Genomic DNA, 6,554 nt, shown 5'->3' on the forward strand with positions numbered 1-6,554 from the left:
CACCCTCGACTGCTATCCCACTGGCCGGCCGCAACGCAGCTCCAGCGCCTGCGCCAGCTTCTCCAGAGCCTGTTGCAGCGCATCGAGCCCTTCCCCCACCCACCGCAGCGCCAGGTATTGCTGATGACGCACCTGCAGGCTGTGCTGCCCGCCCGGGACCACACGCAAGGCGGTGCCTGACAGCGCCGCCACGATGCCATCCAACGGCACTGGCCGGCGTAACCGCAGCCACAGGGTCCAGCCACCCTCGGGCATCTGGAAGGAGACTTGCTCACCCAGTTGCAACCTGAGTTGTTGGCCTAGGCACTCCATGCGCCATTGCAGTTCTGCGCGCAGCTTTTCTGACTGGCGTTCGATTTCGCCTTTGCCGAGCATCAGCGCCAGCGCCTGCAACCGCAAGGGCGCAAGCTGAAACGCACGCTGGGAGAAGGCCTCGGTCAGCGTTGCATGCCGCCCCAGCACATAGGCGTAGGGCGCTTCGCCGCCCACCGCAGCCTCGAACGAGCCCATCATCAACAGCCAGCGCGGGTCGACCCAATCGCGCAAGCGCGCAGCCGGCGGCCCGCTGAAGCACAACTCGCTGTCCAGGTCGTTCTCCAGCAACCACACCGGGTAGTCGCCCAGCAGTTGGCCTATCTGCTGCTGGTCGTGCTGCGACATCAGCCGGCCCTGGGGCATGCTCAGGCAGGACGGCATGATCAGCATGCCCACCGGCTCCGCGCTGAGCAAACGCGCCAGCGCCTGCAGGTCTGCAGCGCCGCACGCGTTCAGTGGCACCTCAAGCACGCGCATGCCGCAACGCTGCAACGCGCGCAGCACTTGCCAGCAGCACGGCGAGTACACCAGCACGGTGCCCCCGCGCAGGGCCAGCGCCGCCAGCACAACCTCAAGCAACGCCTGTACATCGGGGGCAAGATGCACCTCTTCGGCACGCCAGTAATGGCTGGATGAGCGGGTATAGCGTTCGGCCAGCGCGTTACGCAGCCGCGCGCTGCCGACCTCCTCCAGCGGGGCAGCCGCCCAAGCCCGCTGGCGTGCCAGGCGCCGCTCGTGGGTAAACAATGAACGTTCCAGCATGGGCTGCGTCGGTACGTTGCTTAGCCCGCTCGGTGCTGGCAACGGCGGGCCACCCGCCTGCACATCCACGCGCACGAAGTAGCCCGACCTCGGCACGCAATGCACCCGCCCCTCCTCTTCAAGCAAGCTGTAGGCGCTCTGCACAGTGGCCAGCGATACGCGCAAGCGCCGGGACAGCGTGCGCAACGAGGGCAGGCGCCATGGCTCAAGCCCCTGGGCCTCGTCGATCAGCGATTCGAGGTAGTGATACACCTTGCGATAGGCGTAGTCGCCCGGCAGCGATCGCCCCATCAGGGCAAGCCCTCTAGGCCAGGTCGTCCCGCTACGAACGGCGCCGGCAACAATTTCAGGTGCACATCACGCCGGGCCAGGTTCGCCATCAAGCGCCTGGACGCAGGTTGCAGACGCCCCTCATAAATCGCGCGCAGTTGCACAAGTGCCAAGCCACTGGTATTCACCAGCCAGTCCTTCACCGCATCGGGGCACGGTTTACCTTGCAAGGCCCGATGCAGGTAGGGCAACGCCACCTGCATGTCGGGATGACGGCATTGCAGAAAACGTTCAAGGCCCTTGCCCTGCCTGGCAAAGGGGCTGAACAACAGGCATACCAGCTGGGTCTGGCTGATGCCGTAGGCTTTGCCCGGATGCCCCGAAGCTGGCTCGCGCTGCCCATCGAAAGCGCAAGGGCCGGCCAGCCGCAACGCCTGTCGATGGCCCATTGGCTCGCTGCAACGGGCGCGCAGTTCGTGCAGCTGTGCCAGGGCCCTAGGGTCGATGAATGCCGCCAGCGGCCAGGCGTCCTGGTCAGGGTCAAGGCGGCAGCCGAGCATGAGGTCGAGCTGCTCTTGCTCAAGCAGATGCGGCAGCAAGTCATCGATAGCGATGACCCGCAACGTGGCATCCTCCGCGACCACGCGGCTGGGGTCGCCCACAGGCTCCAGGGGTGACCCGGCAACCCCCTGCAACCTGCCCAGCCCGCTGGCCAATGTCGCCAGGCACTGATGCAGCAGATGGGGCCCGCGCTCCCCTGCCTGGCACAGGCTACGCCGGGCCCAGGCCAGGTAACGGCGTCGCTGCCGGGCAGGTACGGCGGTAATCAGCACATCCGCACGCGACTGCGCCTGCAGCGCAACACCCACGGCACCCGCCAGTTCCAGATGCAGCCGGCTGCCCAGCAGGGCTTCGGGCCGGGCATCGACCCCGTGCCCGAACATCAGCATGGCATTGCGTGCCAGGGCCCAGCGCTCGGTGGACGCCGAGGGCCGACGATTGAACGGCACCACCTCGCAGCCTTCGGTCATCTGCAGTTGTACCCGCGGGTCGTCCTGCATGAACAAGGCGTTGAAGCTGCGCTCATGGTTGTCCAGCGCGGCATTGCCGGCAGTCGGCAGGTTGACCACCAGTACCCGCAACTGGAAGGTCACCGGGGCGCGCAAGGCGATACTCAACTGGGCGGCGCGCAGAATGGCCAACAGGTGGGCACTTCGGCGGTCATTGCCCTGCAGTACCAGCAAACGGAATGTGCCGATGTATTCGGGGCCACCGGCAGCCACCAGCAGCCGCTGTATCAGCAACTGCACGGACGCGCGCTGCGCCTGGGACATATGGCTCAACAAGCGTTCCAGCACTTGCTGGTAGATATAGTGCATAGCCTGTTCGTGAATAGCGCTCACGTAATCACCTCATCAACTTCATGCATCCATTACACGGCAAACTGCACACCGTGTAGTGCATCGATCCTGAAGAATTTTCCTACAAGTCTTGGGAAGTAACGATGTGACATGCTCTGTCGCCAAGCCATCGAAAAAAATGCCCCGCACTGATGACCGGCTGCCGCCATACACTGCCCTGGCTCGGGCATAGCCATGCTCATTCCACGCTCCTTGCGCAAACTATCACTAGGCCATTATCGAGAGTTGCACATCGAATAGAAGATACAGATAAGGGTAAAAAAACCATTCAGCCAGTGCGTCAATACACAATGAAGGGAACACTGCAAGCGCTCAACTTCAAATCTCTTCACAGACGGGTACTTGGCCTTCAAGTTAAACGCGCGCTGCGTCTCACAGCGGCGGCCAGCAACTCTGATTTTCTCAGCACGATGGCGGCTGCAGCCGCCACTCGGCGACTCCACTCTTTCCAGGTTGGGCGGGATGCCTATGGTTTTGTCACTGAACATGTCGCCATGGCGAGTTATCGCTCGATCAATCGCTTGATCGACTGGGCTCGTTCCGATGTCTGTGGAAAGGATTTCGTACAGCGTTTCGAGTCTGGGGGTACTGTTGCAGCTCCTGAACGCAATCTCCGCCTTGAGTTGCTTCCACTGACTGAGACGACGTCGGACGACAGCGAGATGGAGTTCTACCAACATTTTGTGGCGCTACGTATTGATGGGCTCAGCGAAGGCGGCATTATGAGGGGAGCCATCATCACTCAGCTGCAGGGACTGATCCCTAGCGGTCAGAAGGGCTTGGCAGAGCTCCTGTTCAATCGGCTATGTCAGATCGCAAGTGATGGAGCCGCCCATGCTAGAAAATGGACACGTGCTACGCTGGTGCGACAGTTGCGAGGCGTGGTCCGCCTATCTTGCGCGCCCACTTACGCTGAGGATCTCAAGGTAATCCAACAATATTCCGAGAGTAACCTAGAAGACATCCTAGAAGAAATTTGCGGTTGCCACGTCGAACGATGCGGTATCACCGAGCAGATCGCAGAGCATCTGGAGAAATTTCGACTGGTCAATATCACGGGGTTGCCTGGCTGTGGTAAGTCGGTAGCGTTAAAACAATGTGCCAAAGCAGCGTTAGCTAAGGGGCCATGCCTCTTTCTCAAGGCAGATAGACTGATTGGTAACAGCTGGTCAGCATTCTCTGCAACACTGGGTCTTCAACACACTGCAGAAGACATCCTCGCGGAGATAGGCGGCGTAGGAACGCCAATTCTGTTCATTGATGGTATCGACCGTGTCTCGTCAGATCGCAAGGGACTCATCATAGATCTGTTGAGAGTCATTGAAGGCAATGAAAGCCTCGGTAATTGGAAAGTCTTGGCAACTTCGCGCGACCAAGGCCTAGAACCCTACCGAGCTTGGTTTCCGAGTAGCTTCTACCGCGGTGATGGAATAGGTGATGTCACTGTCGGACCATTCACTGATGAGGAAGCCGATAAGCTTGCTGCTCAAATCCCTGTACTGCGCTCGTTGCTTAGCAATACCTCCGCAGTAAAGGAAATTGTCCGCCGGCCGTTTTTTGCTGCGGTTCTGGCACATGACAGTGCGAGGACGGATGGCTCTGCACTACAGACAGAAATCGATTTAATCGGGGCCTGGTGGTCACGTGCTGGATACGATGCTGCGCCTGAGTCTGCCGAGCTGCGACGACGCGCCATCATCGACTTGGCGGAAAAAGGAGTTAGCGAGTTAGGCAAAAGCATTAGGCTTCGCAGGCTGGAATCTAATACCACCTCCCAGCTGGCCTCGCTCAAGCGGGATCTCATCGTCCGTGACCATGACGATGGATCTGCTGTTTCCTTCACCCACGACATTTTCTTTGAGTGGGCATTTTATCGGCTGTTGATCGATCTTGGAGCGGATTGGCACACGGCAATGATCGAGGCCGGCGAGCCACCATTACTGGGCCGTGTTGTAGGCCTTTTGGCCCAACGAAGCCTGAATAGCCCAGGGCGATGGGCTCAAGAGTACGAAAGGCTAGAGAATCAACCATTGCGCCCCCAGTGGCGCAGAGCTTGGCTGACTGCCCCCCCTTTCACAACAGCCTTTACCGCAGCCAGCACGCAGGCAGAGTTTACCTCTGCCATGCAAAGATTTGATTTCCAGCAGTTGGAGAAGCTGCTGGTGTGGTTTCAAGCGGAGCACACAATTCCCAATCCCCGAGTTCTGGAGCAGGCGGGTGGTACCCAGGACGGTGGGGACTCTATCCGTATAGCTCACCTAATTGGCTGGCCCTCAGATATCAGAAGCTGGGGGCGTTTGATTGATTGGTTGCTCTCAGTTGCGGAAAGTGTGCCAGGGCGAGTGGTTCCATACGTCATGGATGTCTTTGAAGTATGGATGAACATGTGGGCGAACCACGCGAACAAACACACAGGGGGAATCGTTGCTCAAAGCAGTTCTTGGCTGCTGCAGCTGGAAAATCACAACGCTAGTCTTGATAGTGAGAGCGAGCGCAAATGGGAGGGCCTTGGCTGGAACGCCATGGAACAGCTCGGCGCTACCCTTCGGCGCACGATTCTGCGCAGTGCAAACGCATTTTCTGAGCCTGCTATTGAGCTCTTTCGGCGTGCGGCTGCCGCGGAGCACCTTCAGGATGATGTTTACGCCACCCTGATGGATTACGCTCGCTTCATGGCGACCGTAGCACCAGAGAGTCTCGTACAGTTGGCCAAATCTGAACTTATGGAAGAACTTCCCGGTGATCGATTTGCACGTGAGGCGGAGGAAAGTCGATTGAGCGCCGAACGGAGAGAAGCCATTCGGGCAATTCCTGAATCAGAACGCACCGCCAAGCAAAAGCATCTGCTAAACGATTTTTTCTTTCCACTAGGCCAGCAGCTTCCGGAGTTTGACGCTACAGGCGTAGTCAAATTCCACCGCTACTACGCTGATTCTTCACCGCAGCATGAGCCTTTTGCCAGTCTGCTTGTAAATACCCCCGAGCTTGCGCTGAATCTGATAAATGACATGGCTAACCATGCCGTGATGGGATGGCGACAAGTTTGTGCATTACGGGGCGACCACAAAACGCCACTTCCAATCATCGTGAAATTCCCTTGGGGCTCACAAACCTTCTGGGGGGACTGGTCAGTTTACAGCTGGTCTCAGGGCCAGCTGGGTCCTGCACCACTGAAAGGCGCATTGCTCACCCTCAGCTACTGGGCATTCCAGCAAATTGAACTTGGTCAGCCGACTGACGATATCATCCGCAGGATCGTAGAGGATTCTGATTGCGTTGCTTCGCTTGGCTTAGCCTTGACAATCGCACTTGAAACGCTCCATGTATCCGAGACCACATTGCCTTTGGTCTGCTGTCAACGGCTCTGGCATCACGACCTGAAGCGCGTGGTGCAACTTCCCACGTTGGATATCGACCTTTTCGGAAGTCGTCTGGAGTCTCGATTGACAGACGATCAGGATCAAGCTTTTTCGTTTTTGAAAACACGTAAGAGTCGCAAACGCAATGTACGGCAACTTGCTCTCGAGTTTGCTATGACCAGCAATGATCCGTTAGGCGCTCGTTTTCGGGCTGCGCTTTCCACTTTCCCTAAGAATCTACCTTTTGAATTTGAGGAAGATGCTACAGACGCACATGCTGCTGCGCGGCTGAGAGATTCAGCCGTCCAGTGGGCAGGGCAAGGGTGTAGCGAAAACTATCGAGAAGAACTGACCCCAACCGGGTTGACGAAGATTTCTTACACTCAAAGGTTCTGGCTACATGGGTGCTGTCGAGGACAGCGCTTGT

3 protein-coding genes are annotated in these 6,554 nt (G+C 58.5%); 1 reads left to right on the forward strand and 2 read right to left on the reverse strand.

The genetic code is table 11. The features are described 5' to 3' along the window. Positions 1-12: 12 nt before the first annotated feature. Both NP534_RS04970 and NP534_RS04975 read right to left on the reverse strand, forming a co-directional pair. Entirely contained in the window at positions 13-1,368 is a 1,356-nt protein-coding gene (locus NP534_RS04970; RefSeq protein WP_274097973.1) for an aminotransferase class I/II-fold pyridoxal phosphate-dependent enzyme, read from the reverse strand. Continuing rightward, entirely contained in the window at positions 1,368-2,750 is a 1,383-nt protein-coding gene (locus NP534_RS04975; protein ID WP_274097974.1) for a hypothetical protein, read from the reverse strand. The genes NP534_RS04970 and NP534_RS04975 overlap by 1 nt, the downstream gene beginning before the upstream one ends. A gap of 308 nt (positions 2,751-3,058) precedes the next feature. Between NP534_RS04975 and NP534_RS04980 the strand changes: the two genes are divergently transcribed. Then, positions 3,059-6,554 (forward strand): AAA family ATPase (locus NP534_RS04980; protein WP_274097975.1); only part of this gene is annotated, 3,496 nt, incomplete at its 3' end.

This window comes from Pseudomonas sp. 39004 (genome assembly GCF_028682155.1).
In the GTDB taxonomy this organism is placed as follows: Bacteria; Pseudomonadota; Gammaproteobacteria; order Pseudomonadales; family Pseudomonadaceae; genus Aquipseudomonas; species Aquipseudomonas capeferrum.